Origin of the sequence: uncultured Jatrophihabitans sp. (assembly GCF_964252635.1) — a bacterium.
GTDB lineage: Bacteria > Actinomycetota > Actinomycetes > Mycobacteriales > Jatrophihabitantaceae > Jatrophihabitans.
On record NZ_CAXUNP010000002.1, the window covers coordinates 149349 to 172242 of the forward strand.

Genomic DNA, 22894 nt, shown 5'->3' on the forward strand with positions numbered 1-22894 from the left:
ACTGGCGCCTCAGATCCAGCCGCGGTGCTTGAACACCACGTAGAGGACCACGCCCGCCAGCACCATCAGGGCCAGCGCGAACGGGTAGCCGAGGTACCAGCCCAGCTCGGGCATGTTGCGGAAGTTCATCCCGTAGATCGACGCGATCGTCGTCGGGGCAAATCCGATCGCCGCCCACGCCGAGATCTTCTTCACCTCGTCGTTCTGGGCGTTGCTCGTGCGCGACAGCGCGGTCATCTCGTCGTTCTGCTTCTGGGCGACGAGGATCGAGTTCACCTGCAGGATGTCGCGCAGCAGCACGCGCAGGCTGTCGATGCGTTCGTTCACCTGGGTGACGTGGTCGGCGACGTCGCGCAGCGACCGCTGCAGCTCCTCGTCCACCCGGTACTTCTCGAACCCACCCTCGAGCGAGTCCAGGATCGCGCCGAGCGGGGCGGCCGCCCGCTGGAAGTCGACCACCTCGCGGGAGAGCTCGTAGATGCGGCGGGACACCGCCGGGTCGCCGTCGAAGACCTGCACCTCGATCTCGTCGACGTCGTTCTCGATGCCGGCGACGACGGGTCCGTACCCGTCGACCACGGCATCGAGGAGCGCGTAGAGGACCGCTTCGGTGCCGAGTGCCAGCAGCTCGGGGTCGTCCTCGAGACGCTTGCGCACGACGGACAGGTCGGGCGACTCGGCGTGCCGCACGGTGATGACGAAGTCGCGGCCGAGGAACACGTGCAGCTCGCCGAACTCGACCTCCTCCACCTCGTCGACGTAGCGGGCGGCGCGCAGGACGACGAACAGGGTGTTCCCGTAGCGCTCGAGCTTGGGCCGTTGGTGGGCGGTGATCGCGTCCTCGACGGCCAGCTCGTGCAGGTCGAACTCGGCCGCCAGCGACTGCAGCTCGTCCTCCCCGGGCCGGTACAGGCCGATCCAGGCCATCCCGTCGGGTTGGGAGCGCAGGGCCTCGAAGCAGTCCGTCAGCGACGACGCCGTGTGCGTGCGTTGCCCGCCCTGGTAGACGGCACTGTCGACGATTCCCGAGCGGTGGGACGTCTGGTCGGTGCCGTTCGGTGAGTCGGGTGCGTCGCCGCCGTTCGGCCTGCGCCGGCGCCGGACGAGGTTGACCGGTGCCTTCGGCAGGTGTCGGAGATCGGCCATGGACGTCACCGTAGCCGTCCCCTCCGCCGGCGCACCCGCGATACTGGTCAGGTGACCGCGATCCATGACATCCCGCTCGAGACCCTCACCGGTCGCTCCACCAGCCTCGACGAGTACCGCGACCGCCCGCTGCTCGTCGTCAACGTGGCCTCGAAGTGCGGGCTCACCCCGCAGTACGCGCAGCTTCAGGAGCTCTACGACCGCTACCACGACCGGGGCCTCGAGATCCTGGGCTTCCCGTGCAACCAGTTCATGGAGCAGGAACCGGGCACGGCCGACGAGATCGCGGAGTTCTGCAGCGCCAACTACGGCGTCACTTTCCCGATGTTCGCCAAGGTCGAGGTCAACGGACCCGACCGCCACCCGCTCTACGCCGAGCTGGTGGGTGCGCCCGACGACCAGGGCGAGGCCGGGGACGTGCAGTGGAACTTCGAGAAGTTCCTGCTGGACCCGGACGGCACGGTCGGCCGGCGCTTCCGGCCGCGGACGGAGCCGCTGTCCGACGAGGTCGTGTCCGCGGTCGAGGCCGCCGTCGGCCGCGGCTGACCGGCCGGGCCGCACCCACCGACACATCGGCGAAACGCCGCACGCCTAGGGTGCTTCGATGGGCATTCTGCGCACCCTCGGCGTCGAGGAGGAGCTGCACGTGGTCTCGCTGGAGACCGGGCAGCTCGTGACCAGGGCCCCGCAGCTGCTGCGTGAGCTGCCGACCGCCAGCTTCTCCGTCGAGCTGCAGCGCAGCACTGTCGAGACCAACACGCCGGTGTGCGACACGCTCGCCGACCTGCACGCCGCGATGCACGCGTTGCGCGAGCAGGTGCAGGACCTCGCCGAGGCCAGCGAGCTGGCCGTCATCGCCAGCGGCAGCGCACCGATGTCCAAGGCCGAGGACTTCGGCCTGACCACGTCGGGCCGTTACAGCCGCATGCAGCAGGACTACCGGTCCCTGGTCGACGAGCAACTGATCTGTGGTCTGCAGGTGCACGTCGGAGTCGACAACCGCGACGTCGCGGTGCGGGTCGCCCAGCGGGTGGAGTCCGGCCTGCCCACCCTGCTGGCCATGTCGGCCAGCTCGCCGTACCTGCACGGCAACGACACCGGGTACTCCAGCTTCCGCAGCATGATCTGGCAGCGCTGGCCCACGGCCGGGTCGTTCGGGTACGTCGAGTCCGCGGCCGAGTACGACCAGCTCGTCGCCGACCTCATCGAGTCGGCCGTGATCACCGACGCCAAGATGGCGTACTTCGACGTGCGCCCGTCCGCCCACGTCCCGACCGTCGAGCTGCGGGTCTGCGACGCGACACCGCACCTGGACGACGCGGTGCTGATCGCCGGGCTGTTCCGGGCCCTGGTCGACGAGGCGATCGCCGCCGACGAACGCGGCGACCCGTTGGTGGGCGCGACCGAACCGATGCGTCGGGCGGCCATGTGGCGCGCCGCGCGCCACGGCCTGCGCGGCGTGCTGCTGCAGCCCGGCCTGGGCCCGACACCGGCGCCGGCGGCCGAGGTCGTGCGCACCATGATCGGCCGGTTGCGTGACGTGCTCGAGGACTCGGGGGACTGGGACGACGTCAACGAGCTGGCGACCGCCCTGCTGGCCCGTGGCGAGTCGAGCCACCGCCAGCGAGCCCGCTACGCCGAGCGCGGCCGGATGACCGACGTCGTCGCCCTGCTCGTCGCCGAGTCACGTGGGCAGGTCGCCGCCGTCCCCGACAGCCCCGCGCTCACCGCGCACTACCCCGAGTCGCCGCAGGACGAGGCCATCGCGGTGTCCGGCATCCCGTTCCCGGTGTACCGCCCGATCCTCGAGATCCTCGACGACATCGGCCCCGACGAGCTGGCGCACCGCGCCGAGGTCGCGCGCGACGTGTCGCTGGCGACCGAGTTCACCTACGGCGTCGACGGCGAGCACCAGCCCTTCCCCGCCGACCTCGTGCCCCGCGTCATCCCCTCGCACGAGTGGGCGGTGCTCGCCACCGGGCTCACCCAGCGCGCCCGCGCCATCGAGATGTTCCTGCGCGACGTCTACGGCCCGGCCCGCATCGTGGCCGACGGCGTGCTCGACCGCGAGACCCTGACCGCGTGCCCGGGCTGGCGCCCCGAGGCGCTGGACCTGCCGGACGACGTCATCCGGGCGCCGGTCATGGGCTTCGACCTCGTGCGGGACGCCGTCGGCGGGTGGCGGGTCCTCGAGGACAACGCCCGCGTCCCGTCCGGCGTGGGCTACGCCCTGGGGCTGCGTGGCCTCATGCGGACGGCGCTGCCCGAGCTCAGCGACGACTCCGTCCTGGATCCGTCGTCGTCCCTCGAGCTCATCGGCCGCACGCTGCGGGCCTGCTCGGCGCGGCCCAACCCCACCGTCGCGCTGCTGTCCGACGGCGCCGACAACTCGGCCTGGTACGAGCACCGCACGATCGCCGACGGGGCGCGGCTGCTGCTCGTGCAACCGGACGACGTCGTGGTCACCGACGCCGGTGTGTACGCCGGCGGCAAGCGCATCCACGTCCTCTACCTGCGCCTCGGGGTCGAGCTGGTGGACCTGGTGACCGCGCGCGGTCACGAGGTCGGCGCCGAGATCATGGCCGCGGCCCAGGCCGGCGCGGTGGTGCTGGCGAACGCACCGGGCGCCGGCGTGGCCGACGACAAGGCCATGTACTGCCGGGTGCCCGATCTGATCGAGTACTACCTGCACGAGCGGCCGCTGCTGCCGCCCGTCCCCACGTACCGGTGCGCGATCGACGCCGAGCGGGTGTCGGTCCTCGCCCGGCTGTCCCAGCTGGTCACCAAGCCGGTCGACGGGTTCGGCGGCAGCGGGGTGCTCATCGGGCCCGACGCCGACGACGACGAGATCGCCCGCCGCCGCGCCGAGATCGAGGCCGACCCGGCCGGATGGGTGGCGCAGGAGGTCGTGGCGTTGTCCACCCACCCGACGCTCGTCGGTGGGGAGCTCGAACCACGGCACGTCGACCTGCGGGCGTTCGTCTACCTGACCGGGGTCGAGGCCGGGTCCGCGCGGCTGGCCGACCTGGCGCTGACCCGGATGGGCCCGCGCGGCAGCATGGTGGTCAACTCGTCACGCGGCGGAGGGGCCAAGGACACCTGGATCGTCGTCGATCCGGACGACGCCGAGGACGGGACGAGGGTGGGCCGTGTGCGGACTGGCCGGTGAGCTCCGTTTCGACGGCCGGGCCGCCGACGTCGGCGCCCTCGAGCGGTCCTGCACCCGGATGGCGCCGCGCGGGCCCGACGGCAGCGGGGTCTGGTCACGGGGTCCCGTCGCGCTGGGTCACCGGCGGCTGGCGATCATCGACCTGTCGGAGGCGGGCGCGCAGCCGATGGTCGACGCGGACCTCGGCCTCACCGTCGTGTTCAACGGCTGCATCTACAACTACGAGCAGCTGCGTGACGAGCTCGCCTCCGCCGGGTACCGCTTCTTCTCCCACTCCGACACCGAGGTCATCGCCAAGGCCTACCACCGGTGGGGTGTCGCGTGCGTCGACCGGTTCAAGGGCATGTTCGCCTTCGCCGTCGTCGAGCGGTCCGGGCGCCTCGTCCTGGCCCGGGACCGGCTGGGCATCAAGCCGCTCTACCTGGACGAGACCGGTGAGCGGCTGCGCTTCGCGTCCAGCCTGCCGGCGCTGCTGGCCGGCGGTGGCGTCGACACCAGCATCGACCCGGTCGCCCTGTCGTACTACCTGAGCTTCCACTCGATCGTCCCGCCGCCGCGCACCATCCTCAACGGCGTCCGCAAGCTGCCCCCGGCGACCGTCCGGGTCGTGGAGCCCGACGGCACCAGCACCGACACGCTGTACTGGGACCCGCCGTTCGCGCGCGACCCCGCCCGCGCGGACTGGTCCGAGCACGACTGGGAGCAGGCACTGGTCGACTCCCTGCGCACCGCCGTCGAACGACGCATGGTGGCCGACGTCCCGGTGGGCGTGCTGCTCTCGGGCGGCATCGACTCGAGCCTCGTCGTCGGCCTGCTCGCCGAGGCCGGACAGACCGGCCTGCAGACGTTCAGCATCGGCTTCGAGTCGGCAGGCGGCGAAGCGGGCGACGAGTTCGAGTACAGCGACCTGGTCGCCCGGCACTTCGGCACCGAGCACCACCGGATCGAGATCCCCGGCTCGAGGCTGTTGCCCGGCATCGACGGCGCGATCGCCGCGATGAGCGAGCCCATGGTGAGCCACGATTGCGTGGCCTTCTACCTGCTCAGCGAGGAGGTGTCGCGGTCGGTCAAGGTCGTGCAGTCCGGGCAGGGCGCGGACGAGATCCTGGCCGGGTACGACTGGTACCCGCCGCTGCGCGACGTCGCCCGCCACGACGCGGTGGACGCCTACCGGGACGTGTTCTTCGACCGGCCGTTCGAGGACCTCGCCGGCCTGGTGCAGCCGCAGTGGCTGGTCGGTCGCGACGAGCCGCGCGACTTCGTGGCCGGCCGGTTCGCCCGTCCCGGTGCGGAGAGCGCGCTGGACGCGGCGCTGCGCAACGACACGACGGTCAACCTGGTCGACGACCCGGTCAAACGGGTCGACAACATGACCATGGCGTGGGGTCTCGAGGCGCGGGTGCCGTTCCTGGACCACGATGTCGTCGAGCTCGCCGCGTCCGTCCCGTCCGCGCTCAAGCTGGCCGACGGCGGCAAGGGCGTGCTGAAGCGGGCCAGTCGCGGCATCGTCCCGGACGCGGTGATCGACCGGAGGAAGGGTTACTTCCCGGTGCCCGCGATCCGCCAGCTCGAGGGCCCCTACCTCGACCGGGTGCGCGAGGCCCTCACCGACCCGGCGGCACGACGACGTGGGCTGTTCGCGCCGGGGGCGGTGGACCGCATGCTCGCCGACCCGAACACCACGCGCACCAGGCTGGGCTCCAACGCCCTGTGGCAGCTCGGGTTGATCGAGATGTGGCTGCAGGCCATGGACGTCCGGTGAGCGACGCCCGCACTCGGCCGGCTGCCGGCACGGCGTGGGACGCCGTCCGCGACCTCGCACACGACCTGGTGGCGGCCCACGGCGCGTGGGCCCCGATGATGACCTCGGACGCGTCCTGCGTCGCGTTCGTGAGCGACCGCACCGGGACGCCGCAGCTGTGGGTGCAGGACGTTCCCCAGGCCGGCGCCGAGACACCGCAGGCGCAGCTCATCGCGCTGGGACCCGACCCGGTGCTGTCGGTGGGCTGGTCGCCCGACGACCAGTGGATCTCCTGCTCGGTGGCCACCGGTGGGGGAGTGCGGACCGAGGTCTGGGTCGTGCGACCGGACGGCACCGACGCGCGACGCGTCGCCGGAGGCGCCGGCAGCGGGCACGCGGTGCTGGGCCCGTGGGCCCGCGAGGGCCACGGCCTGGTCGTGACGGTCGTGCCCGACGACCCGCAGCTCCCGCACGAGTGCGTACGCATCGATCCGACCACCGGCAGCCGTGACGTCATCGCGGCCGGCGGCCTGATCGCGATGCTCGACCTCAGCGCCGACGGGCGCTTCGCGCTGCTGCGCGACGGCACGCGCGGGCAGCAGTTCTGCCGGCTCGTCGACCGCCGCCACGACGAGGACCACCCGTTGCTGCCGTTCGAGCAGACCGGGTCCACCGAGGTCGGCCTGTTGCGGCCGCCGCCGCCGGGCGAGACCGAGGCGGACATGGTGGCCTACCTGGTCACCGACGCCGGCCGGTCCCGCCGGGAGCTGGTGGTCGTCGGCATCCACGACGGCGGCCGGCGGACCGCCGTCGGCACGCTGGCGGCCCGGCCCGACGCCGAACTGGAGTTCGCCGACGCCGACGCGGCCGGTGAGCGCGTGCTGTGCGTCTGGAACGTGCAGGGCCGCAGCGAGGTTGAGTTCGTCGACACCGCGACGGGCGCCCGTCACGTCGTGGCCGACCTGCCGGGTGAGGTCGTGACGACGTCGGTCCTGTCCCGCGACGCGAGCTGCGCGGTGCTGGCCGTCGAGGGCCCGACGCAACCTCGCCGGCTGTGGCGCCTCGACTGCGGGACGTCGGCCTGGACGCCGGTCACCGCGTCGAGCCTGCATCCGCGTGCCGGCCTCGTCGAGCCGGAGCTGGTCCACTTCGACGCCCACGACGGGCTGCCGTTGTCGGCCTGGTTCTACCCCGCCCGCCCCGGACCGGGCGGCGGCCCGCCTCCGGCCATGATCAGCTTGCACGGCGGCCCCGAGGCGCAGGAACGCCCCGTGTTCACACCCCAGCACCAGGTCGTCGTCGCGGCCGGGATCTCGGTGCTCGCCCCGAACATCCGCGGGTCGTCCGGCTTCGGGCGCGCGTTCGTGCACGCCGACGACCGTTGGGGACGGGTGGACGCGATCCGCGACGTCGCCGACTGCGCGCGCATCCTCGCCGGGCGCGGGCTGGCCGACCCCGGGCGGATCGCCGTGACCGGCCGCTCGTACGGCGGTTACGCCACGCTGATGGCCCTGATCCGGCACAGCCCGGCCTTCGCTGCGGGTGTGGACATCTGCGGGATGTCGGACCTGCACACGTTCTACCGCGACACCGAACCCTGGATCGCCGCCGCCGCGACCTCGAAATACGGCGACCCGGTCCACGACTCGGCCCTGCTCGCCCACGTCTCCCCGCTGCACGCCGCGGACGCCATCACGGTCCCGCTGCTCGTCGTGCACGGGGAGCTGGACACCAACGTGCCGCTCGGCGAAGCGTTGCAACTCGTCGAGCGGCTGCGCGCCCTGGACCGTCCCGTCGAGTACCTGCAGCTCGAGGGCGAGGGCCACGAGTACCGCCGCGTCGAGGCGCGGCTGTTGCTGCTGGAGACGCTGACGACGTTCCTGACCCGCGTCCTGGCGGTCAGCTCCCGCTGACGGCCTCGGCGAGGTGGCTGAGGGATTCCTCGAGCTGGTGCTTGGTGACCAGCGGCTTCTCGATGAGCGCCAGGATCTTCTTGTCCTCGACCTTGCTCCAGTCGTAGGTCAGCGTCACGTCGGTCTCGTTCGGGCCCTGCGGCTCGAGCTCCCAGACCCACTCCCACCCGGGCGGCTCGTTGCCGGCCGGCGCCGTCTTCCAGGCGATGAGCTTGTCCGGGACGAAGCCCGTGACCAGGTTGTCGGTCTGGTAGTCGCCGCCCATGTGGTCACCGGTCATGTTCATGCGGAACGTCTGACCGTTGGCCGTGACGCGGTCGGCGTGGTCGGCGCTGCGCACGAAGCCGGTGCCGTCGAGCTGAGGATGCCGGTCCGGGAGGGACAGCACGTCGAAGACGTCCTTGGCCGAGGCCTCGATGCGGCGGTTGACGGAGACGGAGGTGTCGGAGTGAGCCATGTCCAGGATCTACCCAGGTCCTGGCGGACCTACCCGGCGAGCCGGACGCGCGTACTAGCGTCGGTGGCACCGAACCCGATCGAGGAGCCTGAATGAAACTGGGCCTGCACGTCTCCGACTTCACCTACCCCGACGGCCCGCGGGCGCTGGCCGACGACCTCGGCCGGATCGCCGTCGCGGCCGAGGACGTCGGCTTCGCCAAGCTGAGCGTCATGGACCACGTCTGGCAGATCCACCAGGTGGGGCCGGCCGAGAACGACATGCTCGAGGCGTACACGACCCTGGGGTACCTGGCCGCCAAGACGTCGCGCATCGAGCTGCTGGCGTGGGTCACCGCCGCGATCTACCGTGCGCCGGGCCTGCTGGCCAAGCAGGTCACCACACTGGACGTGCTGTCCGGTGGCCGGGCCTGGCTCGGGATCGGCGCGGGCTGGAACGAGGAGGAGAGCCTGGGTCTGGGCCTGCCGTTTCCCGGGACCTCCGAGCGCTTCGAGCGCCTCGAGGAGGCGCTGCAGATCTTCCTGCAGATGTGCAGCGACGACGAGAGCGCCTACCGCGGGACGCACTACACCCTCGAGCGCACGTTGAACTCCCCGCAGTCGTTGCAGCGTCCGCACCCGCCGATCCTGATCGGGGGCAGCGGCGAGAAGAAGACGCTGCGGATGGTGGCCCAGTACGCCCAGGCCTGCAACCTGTTCGGCGGCCCCGACGTCGGCCACAAACTCGACGTGCTGCGCCGGCACTGCGCCGACCTCGGCACCGATTACGACGCCATCGAGAAGACCGTCATCTTCCCCATCGACCCGGGCTTGGACGGCAGCAACGTCGACACGGTCCTCGAGCAGTTGCGCGCGTTCGGCGAGCTCGGGGTGCAACACGTGCACGGTTCGGTGCCGAACGTCTCGGCCATCACGCCGCTGGAGATCATTGGCGAGCGCATCATCCCCGTGGCCGCCGGCTTCTGAGGCGGTGTCAGACTGACAGGGCCGGACGAGAGCGGTATCACGCTGCTCCTGCTTGCTACTCGTCAGTAACATAGGCAGAGTGTTTCTTGAAGATGTCGTGACGGTCGCCTGTTGATCCGGGCCGGCCGTCCGCCCCGCAGAACCCACCTCCGCGGGAACCCGACTGGAAGGTCAGCGAAGGTATGAACATCGTGGTCCTGGTCAAGCAGGTGCCCGACACCGAGGGCGACCGCAAGCTCAACGCGTCGGACAACACCGTCGACCGCGCAGCCGTCGACCCCGTCATCAACTACATCGACGAGTTCGCCATCGAGGAGGGCCTGCTCCTCAAGGAGGCCCACGGCGGAGAGGTCACCATCCTCACCGTCGGCCCCGACAAGGCGACCGAGTCGATTCGCAAGGCGCTGTCGATGGGTGCCGACAAGGCCGTCCACGTCAACGACGAGGCCATTCACGGCTCGGACGCCATCGCCACGGCGAAGGTGCTCGGCGCGGCCCTCGGCTCGATCGAGTGGGACGTCGCGATCTCCGGCTCCGAGGCCACGGACGCCCGTGGTGCGGTGGTTCCTGCCCTGCTCGCCGAGGTGCTCGGCGCCCCGCAGCTGACGCAGGCCCGCAAGGTCACCGTCGACGGCTCGACGGTCACCATCGAGCGCGTCACCGACACCGGGTACGAGAAGGTCGAGGCCTCGACGCCGGCGGTCATCAGCGTGGTCGAGAAGATCAACGACCCGCGGTACCCGTCGTTCAAGGGCATCATGGCCGCCAAGAGCAAGCCCATCGAGGTCAAGACGCTGTCCGACATCGGCGTCGACGCCGGCGACATCGGCCTGGCGAACTCCTGGACGGCGGTCGAGTCGTTCGAGAACGCCCCGCCGCGTGAGGCCGGCCAGACGGTCAAGGACGAGGGCGACGGCGGCACCAAGATCGCCGACTTCCTCGCCACCAAGAAACTCATCTGACCGCGAACGACGAAGGAGACAACAGACATGGCAGAGGTCCTGGTTCTCGTCGAGTCGCTCGACGGGAAGGTCAAGAAGCCCACGCTCGAACTGCTCACCGCGGCACGTCAGCTCGGTGAGCCCAGTGCGGTCGTCATCGGTGCCCCCGGCACCGCCGAGCCGCTGAAGAACCAGCTGGCCGAGTTCGGCGCGGCGAAGGTCTACGTCGCCGAGAGCGACGAGATCGCCGGTTACACGGTGGCCCCGAAGGCCGAGGCCCTGGCCGCGGTCGTCGAGCAGGCGTCGCCGGTGGCGGTGCTCGTCGTGTCCTCGGCCGAGGGCAAGGAGATCGCCGCACGCACCGCGTTGAAGATCGGCGGCGGACTGCTCTACGACGCCGTCGGCATCGACGCCGACGGCAGCGTCTCGCAGCAGATCTTCGGTGCGTCCATCGAGGTCAAGGCCAAGGTCAGCAAGGGCACGCCGGTCATCACCGTCCGGCCGAACTCGTTCGCACCCGAGCCGTCGACCGGCGCCGCCGAGGAGGTCTCGGTGTCGGTGACGCCGAGCGACTCCGCCAAGGCCGCGAAGATCGTCGACACCGTCGTGGAGGAGAAGGGCTCGCGCCCGCAGCTCTCGGACGCCTCGGTCGTCGTGTCCGGCGGACGCGGTATCGGCAAGGCCGACAACTTCACGATCATCGAGGGTCTCGCCGACTCCCTCGGTGCCGCGGTCGGCGCCTCGCGCGCCGTCGTCGACGCCGGCTGGGTGCCGCACTCGATGCAGGTCGGCCAGACCGGCGTCACCGTCTCGCCGCAGCTGTACCTGGCGGTGGGCATCTCCGGTGCCATCCAGCACCGCGCCGGCATGCAGACGTCCAAGACGATCGTCGCCATCAACAAGGACCCGGAGGCGCCGATCTTCGAGATCGCCGACTTCGGCGTCGTGGGCGACCTGTTCGCGGTCGCCCCGCAGCTCACCGACGAGATCACCAAGCGCAAGAGCTGATCGCGCTCCCTGCGCAACACGGCGTCACGGGCCGTCCATCCTCCGGGGTGGGCGGCCCGTCCGGTTCTGCGTCGAGTGGTCACCTGCGCGCCGAGTGGTCACGTGTAGCTGACCATTCGGCGCGCAACTGACCACTCGGCGTGCGAGGGCGGGTGCGGCGACTGCGGGGTGGGTGCGGGAGCAGGTGCGGTGCCCGCTCGGCGACCGTCCGCCTCACCTCCGCGTGGACTTGCCAGGGTCTGCCGAACGTCTCGGCCGGGCCGTACGCGAGCGTGACCCATCCCTCGAGCCTCAGATCGGTGAACCGGGTCAGGTCCTTGCGCATGCGCTGCACCGTGGCGTGGTCCTCGCCCTGGTACTCGATGGCGATCTTGGCCTCGGCGAGTGAGAGGTCCGGCTCGGTCAGCCAACCGCCCTCGTCGCGGTGCACGGGCACGTTGACGTCGAACCGCGGCAGTCCTGGTCCGCTGATGGCCACGCGGAGGTGGCTCTCGGGCCGGGATCGCGATCGCTCGTCGAGCAGGGCCAGGGCCACGCGCGCGAGACGGATCCCGCGCCGGCGTCCGGCTCGAGCAACGACGTCGCCCAGCTGCTCGCGGCTCACACCTGAGCGCAAGGTGCTGTCGCCGGCTGCGACCAGGTCGGGCAGGCAGAGCTGCGGCGCGAGGTCCAGCCACGTCCGCGCCGGCGAGGTCACCGGCACGCCCTGCAACGCCGTCACGTCGTCCGGGTCCAACTGGAAGCGGTGGGGCCGGATCTCCGGTCGACGGGTGCGAGTCATGACGCGCCCGACCGCTCCGGGTTCGGCGGTCGCGATGTGCAGGTCCTGGTCGGTGCCCGGCGGCAACCACAGACCGTGCAGCCGCGCCGCGGTCATGCCGGCGACCACGCTGTCCGGTGCGGAGGTCTTGATCACCGCCGCGCAGACGGCAAGCTGGGACGTGGCCTCGTCGGCGGAGACGCGCACGCCGCGGGTAATGCGGACAGCAGGTGGCGGACGGTGCATGGCGCGTGATGTTGCTCGACCTGTCGTCCGGTCCGGGGACCGCGCCGACGGATTGTGGACGGCCCGACGGGCTGTGGACGAACCTCCGTGCGTCGAGTGGTCACCCGCGCGTCGAGTGGTCACGTGTAGCTGACCACTCGGCGCGCGACTGACCACTGGACGCGACGACGGGGGAAACCGGGTTGAGGTGAAGCCCGGTGCACGTTGCATAGTGGTGACGTGAGTGCGCCCGGGTCGATCTTCGCGCCGCAGGTGCGGGCGACGAGCATCGGGTTGCTGATCACCATCACCCTGATCGCGTTCGAGGCCATGGCCGTGTCCGCGGCGCTGCCCACCGCGGCCCGTGACCTGCACGGGCTCGGCGGTTACGGCTGGGCCTTCACCGGATTCCTCGTCTCCCAGGTCGTCGGCATGGTCGCGGCGGGGGAGCGCGCCGACCGACGCGGGCCCGCCGCTCCACTTGCGGTCGGCCTCGTGGCGTTCGTCGCGGGCCTGGTGCTCGCAGGCTCGGCCACGACCATGACGCAACTGGTCGCCGGACGTGTCGTGCAGGGCCTCGGCGCCGGGTTGATGATCACCGCTGCCTACGTCGTGATCGGCGAGGCGTTCCCCGACGACCTGCGCCCCAAGCTGTTCGCAGCCATCTCCAGCGCGTGGGTGCTGCCGTCCCTGCTCGGCCCCGTCATCTCGGGCCTTCTCAGCCAGCACGCGAGCTGGCGGTGGGTGTTCCTCGGGCTCGTGCCGTTCAGCATCCTGGGCGGGCTCATGCTGCTGCCCGAACTGCGCGCGATGGCCCGGCGCAGCACCAGCGCGGCGGAGGCCGGGCCCGGGCGCCGCGGGCAACTCGTCCGCGCGCTCGCCGTTGCGGCCGGGGTCGGCGCGCTCGAGTACGCGGCCCAGCACCCGTCGCTCGCGCTCCTCGCCCCGGCGGTCGTCGGGCTCGCGGTGCTGGCGTGGGGCCTGCGACCCCTGCTACCGGCCGGCACGGCCCGTGTCGCACCGGGGGTGTCCGCCCCCATCGCCCTGCGGGCCCTGCTCGCCGGTTCGCTATTCGGGGTCGAGGCGCTCGTCCCGCTGTCGCTGACCGTGCAGCACGGCTACGGCGCGACGGTCGCCGGGCTGCCGCTGACCGCGTCCGGCGTCACATGGGCGTTCGGGTCGTGGTGGCAGGGCCGCGCCGTCGAGCACGACGGCACCCGCCGGCGCGTGCTGCTCATCCGCACCGGCTTCGCCTGCATCACCGCGGCCGCGGCCGCCATGGCCGTGGTCGCCCTGCCGGCCGTACCCGGCTGGTTGGCGTACCCGGCGTGGACGCTCGCCGGCCTCGGCGCGGGCCTGGCCATGTCGTCGCTCGGCGTGCTGCTGCTGCGCTTCACCACCGACGCCACGCGCGGCGCCGACTCGGCAGCGCTGCAGCTGGCGGACGCAACCGCGAGCTCACTCACGACGGGGCTTGCGGGCATGGTCGTCGCCGCGGCCACCCGTGGCGCCATCACGCACACCACCGCGTTCGTGACGCAGGACCTGGTCATGTGCGTGGTCGCGGGCCTCGGCGTCGTGCTGGCCGCCCGGGCCCGTCCGCGTCCCGGAGCCGTCCGTGAGGTCCTCGCGCCCGACGCGGCGGGCGCTGTCGCACCGAGGTCGTAAACTCGGCGGCGATGCCCTACCTGGACCACGCAGCCACGACCCCGATGCTTCCCGACGCCGTCTCGGCCGTCGCCGAGGCCATGGGCCACGTCGGCAACCCGTCCTCGCTGCACGGCGCCGGGCGTGCGGCCCGCCGCCGCGTCGAGGAGTCCCGCGAGCAGCTCGCCGCGGCGCTGGGGGCCAGGCCGTCCGAGGTCGTGTTCACCGCGGGCGGCACCGAGGCCGACAACCTCGCGCTCAAGGGCATCTTCTGGGCCCGCCGCGACGCCGACCCACGTCGGCGGCGCATCGTCGTCAGCGCGATCGAGCACCACGCCGTGCTCGACACCGTCGACTGGCTGGCCGCGCACGAGGGCGCCGAGATCGTCACCCTCCCCGTCGACGTCCACGGCCGGGTGTCGCCCGAGGCCCTGCGCGACGTCCTGGCCGCCGACCCCGACTCGGTGGCCCTCGTCTCCGTGATGTGGGCCAACAACGAGATCGGCACCATCCAGCCCGTGGCCGAGCTGGCCGCCGTCGCCCGCCAGCACGGCGTGCCGATGCACACCGACGCCGTGCAGGCGGCCGGCCCGCTGGCCGTCGACTTCACCGCCAGCGGGGTCGACGCGCTGAGCATGACCGGGCACAAGCTCGGCGGCCCGCCCGCCGCGGGTGCCCTGCTGCTGCGCCGTGACGTCGCCTGCGTCCCGCTGCTGCACGGGGGAGGCCAGGAGCGCGAGGTGCGTTCGGGCACCCTCGACGTCCCCGGCACCGTGGGCCTGGCCACCGCCACCGCGCACGCCGCGCGGCACCGCGAGGCCACCTCGGCGCGTATCTCGCAGCTGCGCGACCGGCTCGTCGCCGGCGTCCGCGACGCCGTCCCGGACGTCCGGGTGCAGGGCCACCCGACGCTGCGCCTGCCCGGCATCGCCAACCTGGCGTTCCCCGGGTGCGAGGGCGATGCGCTGCTCATGCTGCTCGACGCCCATGGCATCGAGTGCTCCACCGGCTCGGCCTGTTCGGCCGGTGTGGCGCAGCCGTCCCACGTCCTGCTGGCCACCGGAGCCACGCCTGCCGACGCCCGCGGATCGCTGCGGTTCTCGCTCGGGCACACGTCCACGGCCGACGACGTGCAGGCGGTGCTCGACGCGATCGTGCCGGCCGTCGACCGGGCGCGGCGGGCCGGGCTGACGTCGGTGCTGTCATGAGCGGAGCGCGGGCGTGAAGCTGCTCGCCGCCATGAGCGGGGGAGTCGACTCCGCAGTCGCGGCCGCGCGCGCCGTCGACGCCGGGCACGACGTCACCGGCGTGCACCTGGCCCTGTCACCGAACCCGGCCACGCTGCGACACGGTGCACGAGGGTGCTGCACGGCCGAGGACGCCAACGACGCCCGGCGCGCGGCCGACGTCCTCGGCATCCCGTTCTACGTCTGGGACCTCGCCGAGCGCTTCAAGGCCGACGTCATCGACGATTTCGTCGACACCTACGCAGCAGGTCAGACACCCAACCCGTGCCTGCGCTGCAACGAGAAGATCAAGTTCACCGCGGTGCTCGACCGCGCGCGGGCGCTCGGCTTCGACGCCATCGTCACCGGCCACCACGCCCGGCTCGAGGACGGGCGGCTGCGGCGCTCGGTCGACCACGGCAAGGACCAGTCCTACGTCCTGGCCGTCTGCACGAGCGACCAGCTGGCGCACGCGATGTTCCCGCTGGGCGACTCGACCAAGACCCAGGTGCGCGCCGAGGCGGCCGAGCGCGGACTGGCCGTGGCCGACAAGCCCGACTCGCACGACATCTGCTTCATCGCCGACGGCGACACCCGCGGCTTCCTGGCCCGCCGCCTCGGCGAGCAGCAGGGCCCGATCGTCGACGCGGTCAGCGGCGACGTCGTGGGTGAGCACGCGGGGTCGTTCGGGTTCACGATCGGGCAGCGTCGAGGGTTGAACCTGGCGCAGCCGGGCCCCGGCGGCGACCCGCGGTACGTGCTGTCCATCCGGCCCGTCGACAACACCGTCGTCGTCGGCCCTCGTGCGATGCTCGAGGCCACCCTGGTGCGCGCCGACGGCGTCGTGTGGACGTCGGGCGCGGCGCCGGCCACCGACGCGTTCGAGTGCGCGGTGCAGCTTCGCGCCCACGGCATGACCAGCCCGGCCACGGTCCGCGTCGACGGTGCCCGTGTCGTCGCCGAGTTGCACGAGCCGCAGGTCGGTGTCGCGGCCGGGCAGGCGCTGGTCATGTACGACGGCGACGCGGTCGTCGGCTCGGCCACCGTCACCGCCGCCGAGCGCGTCGAGCACGCCGACACCCCTGCATGAGCCATCCCTGGTCGCCGGGCGCGGTCACCGGCATCGGCTCGCTGCCCGGCACCGACCCGCGCGAGGCCGCCACCCTGGTCCTCGGCGAGCTGCCCGCGCTGCCGCACCTGCCCGAACTGCCCGCCCGCGGACCCGGCGCGGAGATGATCGGCCGGGCCGCGTCCTTGCTGGTCGAACTGCCCGTCGAGCTCGTCCCCACCGGCTGGCGGCTCACCGCGGCCCCGGGTCGCGACGTACGCCGCGCCCGGGACGATCTGGCACGCGACCTCGACGCCCTTGAGGAGGCCGCGACCGGCTACGTCGGCCCGGTCAAGCTGCAGGTCACCGGCCCGTGGACGCTAGCTGCCGGCCTCGAGCTGCCGACCGGGCATCGAGCGGTCACCGACCAGGGCGCCGTCCGCGACGTCGCCGCGTCGCTCGCCGAGGGCATCCGTACGCACCTCGCCGACGTGGGGTCGCGAGTGCCCGGCGCCGCGCTCGTGCTGCAGCTCGACGAGCCCGCGCTGCCCGCCGTGCTGGGCGGTCGCGTACCGACGCCGTCCGGGTACGGAACGGTGCGCGCGGTCGAGCAGCAGGTGGTCGCGCAGATCCTGCAGGACGTGCTCACGGTCGGCGACGAGGGCGCTCGTGTCGTGCACTGCTGCGCCCCGGACGTCCCGCTCGGGTTGTTACGTGACGCCGCGGCCGACGCGCTCTCGGTGGACGCCGCCCTGTTGACGGTGGCGCAGTACGACCAGCTCGGCGAGGCGGTCGAGGCCGGCGTCTCGCTCTGGCTGGGCGTGCTGCCCGCCACCACGGCGCCGTCGCTCGACACGGCACGGGCCCGGCTGGACGAGCTGTGGGGCGAGCTCGGCTTCAACGCCGACCAGCAGGCCGCGTCCGTGGTGCCGACGCCGGCCTGCGGCCTTGCGGGATCGACACCTGACCAAGTGCGGCGAACGCTGGCCGTGCTGCGCGACGTCGGCGCGTCCCTGCTCGACCGGTCCTGAGCCGGTGCCGCCGACGGGACGCCCGGTGCCGATCGCGGCCTCCGCGTGGACGACTGCCACACCGTGACGTTGTAACACCGCGTGTCACAGCGTTGCGATCGTCACGCAGTCGTCAGCCGTTCGGATCGACACCGTCCGCCGCGGTATCGCCGGGCAGCGGCGGAGACGGACGCGGTGCGTCCGACAGCCACACGTCGGTCCCCGAGAACCCGACGACGATGCCGCCGGGCTCGGTGGTCACGTCGGTGAAGGTCATGTCGGCGGGCAGCGCGAGCGGCAGGGCGAACTGCGGCATCCGCGAGGACAGCAGGCCGATCAGCGGCAGGCCGTCGAGGTGGCCGAAGCTGACCACGATGCGGTTGTTCTCCACCCGGACGCGGGCCCCGGCGGTGATCGGGAAGCGCCGCCCCACCACCTCGACGCTCCCGGTGATCCGGATGCCGCCGTCCCCGTCGCCGTCGCCGAGGGTGAACTCGGGACGCGCGATGCCGGCGAACCCGTTGAGCAGCTGGTCGAGCACCTCGGGGCGCGCCAGGGCGGCGGTGAGATCCTCCAGGCCGACGGTCATGGTGCCGGTGACACGTTCGGCCGACTGCGGGGCGAACGAGGTGGCCCCGCGGGCGAGCCGCAGCCCGCTCACCTGCACGTCGAGCGCGGCCACGCGGATACCCGCCCGCGAGATCAGGAAGTCCATGTTCACCGCGGCGCGCACCTCATCCGCCAGACGCTAGCGTGCGCTCCGGTGGCCTGCTCGTTGTCGTGGGCGGGCACTAGGTTCGAGAGCGTGAGTGAGGATCTCGACGCCGCCGCCCCGGCGCCCGCGGCGGCCCCTGCGGACGCCCGTGACGAGCACACCCGCCTCTCCCAGGAACTCGACGACGACCAGTACCGCTACTACGTGCTCGACCAGCCGACGGCCAGCGACGCCGACTACGACACCAAGATGCGGCGGTTGCAGGAGCTCGAGGACACCTACCCGGACCTGCGCACCCCGGCCTCGCCGACGCAGCGGGTGGGCGGCACGTACTCGACGCTGTTCAGCCCGGTCGATCATCTCGAGCGCATGCTCAGCCTCGACAACGCGTTCGGCGCGGAGGACATGACGTCGTGGGCGCAGCGGGTCGAGCGCGATGCCGGCACCGTCCCGCAGTACCTGTGCGAGCTGAAGGTCGACGGTCTCGCGGTCGACCTGGTCTATGAGAAGGGTCGCCTCGTCCGCGGGGCGACCCGAGGAGACGGGCGCACCGGCGAGGACGTCACCCCGAACATCCGCACCATCGCCAACGTCCCCGACCGGCTCACCGGCGACGACGTGCCCGACGTGCTGGAGGTCCGCGGTGAGGTGTTCTTCCCGGTTGCGGAGTTCGAGGCGCTGAACGAATCGCTGGTCGCGGCCGGCAAGCCCCCGTTCGCCAACCCCCGCAACACCGCCGCCGGTTCGCTGCGCCAGAAGGACGCCCGCGTGACGGCCGGGCGCGACCTGGCCCTCGTCCTGCACGGCGTCGGGCGCGTCGTCGGCGGCCCGGCGGTGACGGCACAGTCGGACTGGTACGCCACCCTCGCCGGGTGGGGCCTGCCGACCTCCGACCGCGTGCGAGTGGTGTCCGGCCTGGACGCGGTCGACGAGTTCATCGCCTACTACGGCGAGCACCGCCACGACGTCGCGCACGAGATCGACGGTGTGGTGGTGAAGGTCGACGACCTGTCCCTGCAGCGGCGGCTCGGCTCGACCAGCCGGGCCCCGCGCTGGGCGATCGCGTTCAAGTACCCCCCGGAGGAGGTCAACACCGAGCTGCTGGCCATCGAGATCAACATCGGGCGGACGGGGCGGGCCACGCCCTACGGGATCATGACGCCCGTCAAGGTCGCCGGTTCGACGGTCGAGAACGCGACGCTGCACAACCAGTGGGAGGTCGCCCGCAAGGACGTGCGCGTCGGCGACACCGTCGTGCTGCGCAAGGCCGGCGACGTCATCCCCGAGATCGTGGCGCCCGTCGTCGCGCTGCGTCCGAAGGGCACACGTCGCTGGAAGATGCCCAAGCACTGCCCGTCGTGCCGGACGGTGCTGGCGCCGGAGAAGGAGGGCGACAAGGACTACCGCTGCCCGAACACCCGCAGCTGCCCCGCCCAGCTGCGCGAGCGTCTGTTCAGCCTGGCCTCGCGCAGCGCCCTGGACATCGAGGCGCTCGGCTACGAGGGCGCCACGGCGCTGCTCGAGTCGGGGGCGCTCGCCGACGAGGGCGACCTGTTCCGCCTCGCCCCCGACCTCGACGGCTACGAGAGCGCCGCCCGCGACCTCCTCGCCCGGGTACCGCTGTACACCCGCGCCGCCAAGAAGGGCGACCCGCCCGAACGGGTACGTGACGGTCGGGTCCTCTCGGCCAACGGTGAGAAGCTGATCACCAACCTCGCCGAGGCCCGTGGTCGCCCGCTGTGGCGCATCATCGTCGCGCTGTCCATCCGGCACGTCGGGCCCACCGCAGCGCGGGCGCTCGCCACCCAGTTCGGCGACCTCGGCGAGATCCGCTCCGCGTCGGTGGACCAGCTGGCCGCCGCGGAAGGGGTGGGCGGCATCATCGCCGAGGCCGTGGTCGAGTGGTTCGCCGTCGACTGGCACCGACAGATCGTCGACAAGTGGGCCGCGGCCGGCGTCCGCACGACGGACGAGGTCGACGAGTCCGTTCCGCGCACTCTGGAGGGTCTGTCCATCGTCGTTACCGGATCGTTGTCCGGCTGGTCCCGGGACGAGGCGAAGGAGGCCGTGCTGGCCCGCGGGGGCCGGTTCTCGGGGTCCGTGTCGAAGAAGACCGACTACGTCGTGGTGGGTGAGAACGCCGGCAGCAAGGCGGAGAAGGCCGAACAGCTGAGCGTGACCACGCTCGACGAGCCCGGTTTCCGTAGGCTGCTGGATCGTGGTCCGACACCGCCGTCGGCCTCGGACGCCGCCGCGGACTGAACGCAGGTTCGTGTGGCGTACGCCACCGGAGCCCCGGCGATCAGGGCTTTCGGCGGGGTAGTTCACAGCCAGCTAGGGAAAGAACGGGACCGTGGCCTTGTCCGACGCGCGCACGACGCGCTTGCGGCGTGCCGTGTTCCGCAGGCCGTCGCGTCGGGTCGTGGTGTTCGGTCTGCTGTTGCTGGTCTACCTGCTCGTCACCCTCGGCGTCGTGTACCGCTCGCCGCTGCTGACCCTTGACACCGATCTGTTCAAGCTCGACCTCAAAGCCCGTTACCCCGACTGGAAACCGTGGATCAAGGTCTACGTGATGTTGGGTCAACGCGGCCCGGCGACGCTGCTGTTCCTGCCGTGGTTCTGCTGGGTGGCCTGGCGCAACCGGACGCCGCGGCCGCTGCTAATGCTGGCCATGGGTCTGGTGCTGCTGAACATCAGCGTCGGCGTCGTCAAGCTGGCCACCGGCCGGCTCGGTCCGCTGCAGACGTCCAACACGCACCGCATCTTCGACGGCGGCAACATCTACCCGTCCGGGCACGTGTCCAACGCCGTCGTCCTCTACGGCCTCATCGCCATGATCGCCGTGAACCACCACCGCCTGGCTGCGGCCGCCGCGACCTTCCTGTCGGTCACGGTGGGGCTGGGCACGGTCTACCGCGACACGCACTGGTTCAGCGACGTCCTCGGCGGCTGGATCGCGGGTGCTCTCGTGCTGGTCGCCCTGCCCTGGGTCATGCCGGTCACCGAACGCGCCTGGAACTGGGTGTGCGCCCGGCTGTCGGTGCGCATGCCCTGGGTGGCACGGTTCCGCGCCCGTCCGTCGGCCTGGCCGCGCTCGTCACGACCGCAGTGGACTGGGCCGGTGGTCACCGACCCTCCACCGGTCTCGCCACCTGCTGCCGGAGACGCCCTGCCCGGAGCGCGCCGCCACCCGGCGCCCGTTCGCCCCTCGCCGGTACACGGAGCGCCGGCACACGCCTCGCCCGCGCACGCGGCGCCGTTGCGCCCGACGCCGGTCGGTCCGCGTCGAGAGGCTCAGGCCACGGAGACGCCGGTGAGCCCGGTGGCCGCGTCCCACAGCGCCGCGGCGACCTGCGCGTCCTTCGACGCCCGTGACGAGCCGACGCGCCGCGGGAACCCGCGCACCTCGCCCATCCCGTCCGGCCCGTAGAACTCGCCGTTGCGGACGTCCGGCATGGTGGCCGCGTAGAGCTCGGGCAACGCGCCGGCGCTCGCGCCCTGGGCGGCCAGGTTGGTCACCGCCATGACCCGGTCCTGCACCGAGTCGGTGTGCGACTGCAGTTCGGTCGCCGCGTAGCCGGGGTGCGCGGCCACCGAGCGCACGGCCGACCCCGACGCCTCGAGCCGACGGGCCAGCTCGTAGGCGAACATCAGGTCGGCGAGCTTGGACTGGCCGTACGCCGACCAGCGCCGGTAACGGCGGCGTTCCCAGTTCAAGTCGTCCGGCACGATCCGGCCGATGCGGTGGGCAAGGCTGGACAGCGTCACCACCCGGTCGCCGATCCGGTCGAGCAGCAGACCCGTGAGCGCGAAGTGGCCGAGGAAGTTGGTGCCGAACTGCAGCTCGAAACCGTCGGCCGTGCGGCCCTCCGGGACGGCCATGATGCCCGCGTTGTTGATCAGCACCTCGATCGGCCCGGTCGCCGAGGCGAACGCCCGCACCGACGCCAGGTCGGCGAGGTCGAGAGCCCGCACCGTCACGTCCCCGACCATCGCCGCGGCGGCCTGCTCGCCCTTGTCGGTGTTGCGGCAGGCCAGGGTCACCGACGCCCCGGACGCGGCCATCGCGCCCGCGGCGGCGGCACCCAGCCCGCTGTTGGCGCCGGTGACGACGAAGCTGCGGCCGGTCTGGTCGGGGATGTCCGCGCTGGTCCAGTGCGGGTGGGTGGACGAACGTCGCCAGGGCATGGCGTCACCGTAGTGGGCCTCGGTCAGCGCGGCTCGTTCACGCCTCGGGCCGTGGCCGGGCGACGGGCGCGACGGTCGCGGCCACCGAGGCCAGGTGCTGCAGGCGGACCAGCTCCGACGGGACCCACCGCAGGGTCGAGCGTCCGACGAGCAGCGCGCACCGGCCCAGCGCCGAGACGGCCAGCTCGGTGCCCAGCCGTTCCCAGTCCGGCGGTGCCCACGTGCCGTCCATCTCGAGCGGGCGGGTAGGGGACGGGGGCCACCACGGCATCGGCAGCGACGGCACCTCGGGGGCGGCGCCCGACGCGGCGAGCACCGCCCCGTGCCCGTCGGCCGGCGCGTCGAGCACGAGGGCCCACCCGGCGCGGAAGATCCGGGCACACCCGTCGGCGAGCACGGCCAGGGCGTCGTCGGGGTCCCGGCCCAGCTTGTCGCGTAGGGACGGATGTACTCGACCTGCACGCCGTCGACCGTCGCGGCGGCCGACACCAGCGAGTCGGCGAGCTTGTCGGCCGGCAGCTCGACCACCAGGTCGTCGGTGGCGCGGCCGGTGCCGCGCTGGATGACGTCGACGCTGAGGATGTCGGCGCCCACGGTGCCGAGCGCCGTGGCGACCGCGCCGAGGGCACCCGGCCGGTCGGGCAGCACGAGCCGCAGCAGGAAGGACACGGCCACAGGGTGCCGTACCGACGTGTCGCGGCCGTTACGGCCCCACCACCCCGCCCACCACCCCGC

General features: G+C 72.3%; 19 protein-coding genes and 1 pseudogene. 14 read left to right on the forward strand and 6 right to left on the reverse strand.

Going from position 1 to position 22894, the window contains the following annotated elements:
- Nucleotides 1-9: 9 nt before the first annotated feature.
- The gene (locus tag ACFFCA_RS01685; protein WP_375481184.1) at nucleotides 10-1146 is read right to left on the reverse strand and encodes a magnesium and cobalt transport protein CorA; all 1137 of its coding nucleotides are present in this window, start codon (nucleotides 1144-1146) and stop codon (nucleotides 10-12) included.
- A 60-nt stretch (nucleotides 1147-1206) separates the two neighbouring features.
- Here ACFFCA_RS01685 and ACFFCA_RS01690 point away from each other — a divergent pair, with 60 nt between their 5' ends.
- From ACFFCA_RS01690 to ACFFCA_RS01705, 4 genes are read left to right on the forward strand one after another with little or no spacing between them, the layout of a single operon-like run.
- Nucleotides 1207-1692, forward strand: a complete 486-nt coding sequence (locus ACFFCA_RS01690) for a glutathione peroxidase (protein WP_375481212.1) — start codon at nucleotides 1207-1209, stop codon at nucleotides 1690-1692.
- Between the two features lie 58 nt (nucleotides 1693-1750).
- On the forward strand, nucleotides 1751-4315 hold the full coding sequence (locus tag ACFFCA_RS01695) for a glutamate--cysteine ligase (protein WP_375481185.1): 2565 nt from the start codon (nucleotides 1751-1753) through the stop codon (nucleotides 4313-4315).
- Entirely contained in the window at nucleotides 4296-6077 is a 1782-nt protein-coding gene (locus ACFFCA_RS01700; protein WP_375481186.1) for an N-acetylglutaminylglutamine amidotransferase, read from the forward strand. The genes ACFFCA_RS01695 and ACFFCA_RS01700 overlap by 20 nt, the downstream gene beginning before the upstream one ends.
- A complete protein-coding gene (locus ACFFCA_RS01705; RefSeq protein WP_375481187.1) occupies nucleotides 6074-7969 on the forward strand; it encodes a S9 family peptidase in 1896 nt (631 codons plus the stop codon). Before ACFFCA_RS01700 ends, ACFFCA_RS01705 begins: the two co-directional genes overlap by 4 nt.
- Here the strand turns inward: ACFFCA_RS01705 and ACFFCA_RS01710 are convergent.
- Nucleotides 7956-8426 carry an SRPBCC family protein gene (locus ACFFCA_RS01710; RefSeq protein ID WP_375481188.1) on the reverse strand — a complete coding sequence of 157 codons (471 nt, stop codon included), beginning with the start codon at nucleotides 8424-8426 and terminating at the stop codon, nucleotides 7956-7958. The genes ACFFCA_RS01705 and ACFFCA_RS01710 overlap by 14 nt on opposite strands.
- A gap of 92 nt (nucleotides 8427-8518) precedes the next feature.
- Between ACFFCA_RS01710 and ACFFCA_RS01715 the strand changes: the two genes are divergently transcribed.
- From ACFFCA_RS01715 to ACFFCA_RS01725, 3 genes are all read left to right on the forward strand, one after another.
- On the forward strand, nucleotides 8519-9391 hold the full coding sequence (locus ACFFCA_RS01715; RefSeq protein ID WP_375481189.1) for an LLM class F420-dependent oxidoreductase: 873 nt from the start codon (nucleotides 8519-8521) through the stop codon (nucleotides 9389-9391).
- A gap of 182 nt (nucleotides 9392-9573) precedes the next feature.
- Nucleotides 9574-10353 (forward strand): electron transfer flavoprotein subunit beta/FixA family protein, encoded by a 780-nt coding sequence (locus ACFFCA_RS01720; protein ID WP_375481190.1) that lies wholly within the window; start codon nucleotides 9574-9576, stop codon nucleotides 10351-10353.
- Between the two features lie 27 nt (nucleotides 10354-10380).
- Nucleotides 10381-11340 (forward strand): electron transfer flavoprotein subunit alpha/FixB family protein, encoded by a 960-nt coding sequence (locus ACFFCA_RS01725; protein WP_375481191.1) that lies wholly within the window; start codon nucleotides 10381-10383, stop codon nucleotides 11338-11340.
- A 79-nt stretch (nucleotides 11341-11419) separates the two neighbouring features.
- Here ACFFCA_RS01725 and ACFFCA_RS01730 read toward each other — a convergent pair whose 3' ends face one another.
- Nucleotides 11420-12307 (reverse strand): hypothetical protein, encoded by an 888-nt coding sequence (locus ACFFCA_RS01730; RefSeq protein WP_375481192.1) that lies wholly within the window; start codon nucleotides 12305-12307, stop codon nucleotides 11420-11422.
- Nucleotides 12308-12565: 258 nt separating this feature from the next.
- On the opposite strand from ACFFCA_RS01730, the gene ACFFCA_RS01735 reads away from it, so the two are divergent.
- The 4 genes from ACFFCA_RS01735 to ACFFCA_RS01750 are packed head-to-tail and all read left to right on the forward strand — an operon-like array spanning nucleotide 12566 to nucleotide 17277.
- On the forward strand, nucleotides 12566-13993 hold the full coding sequence (locus ACFFCA_RS01735) for an MFS transporter (protein ID WP_375481193.1): 1428 nt from the start codon (nucleotides 12566-12568) through the stop codon (nucleotides 13991-13993).
- Nucleotides 13994-14004: 11 nt separating this feature from the next.
- The gene (locus tag ACFFCA_RS01740; RefSeq protein ID WP_375481194.1) at nucleotides 14005-15180 is read left to right on the forward strand and encodes a cysteine desulfurase family protein; all 1176 of its coding nucleotides are present in this window, start codon (nucleotides 14005-14007) and stop codon (nucleotides 15178-15180) included.
- A gap of 13 nt (nucleotides 15181-15193) precedes the next feature.
- A complete protein-coding gene (gene mnmA / locus ACFFCA_RS01745) occupies nucleotides 15194-16288 on the forward strand; it encodes a tRNA 2-thiouridine(34) synthase MnmA (RefSeq protein WP_375481195.1) in 1095 nt (364 codons plus the stop codon).
- The gene (locus ACFFCA_RS01750; protein ID WP_375481196.1) at nucleotides 16285-17277 is read left to right on the forward strand and encodes a methionine synthase; all 993 of its coding nucleotides are present in this window, start codon (nucleotides 16285-16287) and stop codon (nucleotides 17275-17277) included. The genes mnmA and ACFFCA_RS01750 overlap by 4 nt, the downstream gene beginning before the upstream one ends.
- 112 nt (nucleotides 17278-17389) lie before the next feature.
- On the opposite strand, the gene ACFFCA_RS01755 is transcribed toward ACFFCA_RS01750, so the two are convergent.
- A complete protein-coding gene (locus ACFFCA_RS01755) occupies nucleotides 17390-17989 on the reverse strand; it encodes an LmeA family phospholipid-binding protein (RefSeq protein WP_375481197.1) in 600 nt (199 codons plus the stop codon).
- A 72-nt stretch (nucleotides 17990-18061) separates the two neighbouring features.
- Between ACFFCA_RS01755 and ligA the strand changes: the two genes are divergently transcribed.
- Both ligA and ACFFCA_RS01765 read left to right on the forward strand, forming a co-directional pair.
- A complete protein-coding gene (ligA, locus tag ACFFCA_RS01760; RefSeq protein WP_375481198.1) occupies nucleotides 18062-20233 on the forward strand; it encodes an NAD-dependent DNA ligase LigA in 2172 nt (723 codons plus the stop codon).
- 400 nt (nucleotides 20234-20633) lie between these two features.
- Nucleotides 20634-20957, forward strand: a pseudogene (locus ACFFCA_RS01765) (phosphatase PAP2 family protein); the annotation flags it as partial.
- 308 nt (nucleotides 20958-21265) lie between these two features.
- Here the strand turns inward: ACFFCA_RS01765 and ACFFCA_RS01770 are convergent.
- Both ACFFCA_RS01770 and ACFFCA_RS01775 read right to left on the reverse strand, forming a co-directional pair.
- Entirely contained in the window at nucleotides 21266-22159 is an 894-nt protein-coding gene (locus tag ACFFCA_RS01770; RefSeq protein ID WP_375481199.1) for an oxidoreductase, read from the reverse strand.
- A 37-nt stretch (nucleotides 22160-22196) separates the two neighbouring features.
- Nucleotides 22197-22556, reverse strand: coding sequence for a hypothetical protein (locus ACFFCA_RS01775; RefSeq protein WP_375481200.1), 360 nt, complete (start codon nucleotides 22554-22556; stop codon nucleotides 22197-22199).
- Between the two features lie 48 nt (nucleotides 22557-22604).
- On the opposite strand from ACFFCA_RS01775, the gene ACFFCA_RS01780 reads away from it, so the two are divergent.
- On the forward strand, nucleotides 22605-22894 hold a 290-nt coding region (locus ACFFCA_RS01780), incomplete at its 3' end, for a hypothetical protein (RefSeq protein WP_375481201.1).

Bases quoted from the DNA above. Each gene is read 5' to 3' on its own strand.
- ACFFCA_RS01685 (WP_375481184.1), bottom strand. From the start codon at position 1,146: ATGGCCGATCTCCGACACCTGCCGAAGGCACCGGTCAACCTCGTCCGG.
- ACFFCA_RS01695 (WP_375481185.1), top strand. From the start codon at position 1,751: ATGGGCATTCTGCGCACCCTCGGCGTCGAGGAGGAGCTGCACGTGGTC.
- ACFFCA_RS01710 (WP_375481188.1), bottom strand. From the start codon at position 8,426: ATGGCTCACTCCGACACCTCCGTCTCCGTCAACCGCCGCATCGAGGCC.
- ACFFCA_RS01715 (WP_375481189.1), top strand. From the start codon at position 8,519: ATGAAACTGGGCCTGCACGTCTCCGACTTCACCTACCCCGACGGCCCG.
- ACFFCA_RS01720 (WP_375481190.1), top strand. From the start codon at position 9,574: ATGAACATCGTGGTCCTGGTCAAGCAGGTGCCCGACACCGAGGGCGAC.
- ACFFCA_RS01725 (WP_375481191.1), top strand. From the start codon at position 10,381: ATGGCAGAGGTCCTGGTTCTCGTCGAGTCGCTCGACGGGAAGGTCAAG.
- ACFFCA_RS01740 (WP_375481194.1), top strand. From the start codon at position 14,005: ATGCCCTACCTGGACCACGCAGCCACGACCCCGATGCTTCCCGACGCC.
- ACFFCA_RS01750 (WP_375481196.1), top strand. From the start codon at position 16,285: ATGAGCCATCCCTGGTCGCCGGGCGCGGTCACCGGCATCGGCTCGCTG.
- ACFFCA_RS01770 (WP_375481199.1), bottom strand. From the start codon at position 22,159: ATGCCCTGGCGACGTTCGTCCACCCACCCGCACTGGACCAGCGCGGAC.